The organism is Gordonia sp. 852002-50816_SCH5313054-c, assembly GCF_001665925.1.
Taxonomy (GTDB): domain Bacteria; phylum Actinomycetota; class Actinomycetes; order Mycobacteriales; family Mycobacteriaceae; genus Gordonia; species Gordonia jacobaea.
Genome location: NZ_LZTE01000033.1, coordinates 1 through 1,449, shown reverse-complemented (window position 1 = coordinate 1,449; position 1,449 = coordinate 1). Strand labels below are relative to the sequence as shown.

The 1,449-nt window shown below is 63.8% G+C and carries 1 protein-coding gene; it reads right to left on the bottom strand.

The genetic code is table 11. The features are described 5' to 3' along the window. Positions 1 to 27: 27 nt before the first annotated feature. Positions 28 to 1,341 (bottom strand): ISL3 family transposase, encoded by a 1,314-nt coding sequence (locus A5788_RS06055; protein ID WP_064907287.1) that lies wholly within the window; start codon positions 1,339 to 1,341, stop codon positions 28 to 30. Positions 1,342 to 1,449: the final 108 nt, after the last annotated feature.

Genomic DNA, 1,449 nt, shown 5'->3' with positions numbered 1-1,449 from the left:
GGCTCTTCGAAGTTAGCCGGGCACTGCTCAGCAGTGGAATTGCTGGTTGTTGGCCCGCTGGGCGCGGGTGCAGTGGAATCGTATCCGGCGGCGTGAGTTTTCGGTGTTACGAAAGCCGCAGGCCACGCGTTTGACCTGTTTGACCAGCCGGTTGTAGCCCTCGGTGCGGGCGTTGGTCAGGCCGGTGTGCACGAATGCCAGGATCGCCGGCCACCACGTCTCGATGGTGGCGGCCAGGCGGGTGAGTTCGGGGATGTTCGCGTCGGCGCACCAGGTGTAGAAGCGGTACAGACGCCGGCGGACCTCGCTGTCGTCGGCGTCTTCGCGGGCGCAGGCCAGCAGTGCGCGAAGTTCCTCTTTCGCGATGTAGGCGGTGAGGATCTCACTGGTGGGGTCGTTGTCGATAAGAGCATTCCACATCTTCGCAAATGATCTGTCCGACAATCGTTCTCGCGCAGTGAGCAGGCGCCGTCGGTTGGCCCATTCCGGGTCTTGTTTCCGGCCACGGCGACCGTGGGCATCGAAGGTGACCCGCCGCCGCACCCCAGTGACGGCGTCGTTGGCGAGCTTGATCAGATGGAAATGATCGACAACCAGAGTCGCATTCGCAAGCAGCTCGGTGGTGACCGCGGCCGCATACGCTGCGGACGGGTCGATCACCACATGGGTGATCTCGGTGCGGAACTGCTTACTTTGGGTGGTGAGCCAGTCAGTGACCGCCTTGCTGGTGCGGCCCTCGACTTGGCCCAGCAGCCCCTGATCACCGCTCAGATCGACGAACCCGGTGTCCCACGGATCGACACGCACCCACCGCCGCCCGTCGACGTCACGAGTCCATCGGGGCTTGCCACGGCGGGTTTCATCAATGCCGAGGACACGCACCGGTTTCGGCGTGGAGAGGACCTTGCTGGCGTGCTCAATGAACGCGGCATGCGCGGTCGGCCACGACACGCCCACGCTGGCGGCGACTTCGCTGACCGAGCGGGCAGCCTCACCGACATCACGGCCGATCTGAGTGCGCAACCGGGTGGTGGTTCGTCGCCGCGGCGGGATCTGCGGTATCGACTCAGTGAACGAACGCCGCTCACACGCCGGATTCACGCAGTAGTATCGGGTTTTGGTCCACCGCAACATGATTGGGTCATCCCCGTATCGGATATCGCGGGGCCGTGTCACCGCGTGGCCCTTCACTGATGACGAAGCAACCTTGCATTGCGGGCAATGTGCCGCCCGCCGATCCGCGGTCACCACATCGACAACCCGACTGCGATCGGTGCCCCTGGTCACCGCGGTGACCTCCAGTCCTTCCAACCCCAACAACAACGACGTAGGCTCGGCCATGCCCCTGGTACTCCTTCAAGAATTCTGATGCTTCGCAACATCCAGATTTCCGGAGACCAGGGGCGTCTCACCTCAACGACACGCCGCGGCCCTGACCAGGCATTGCCC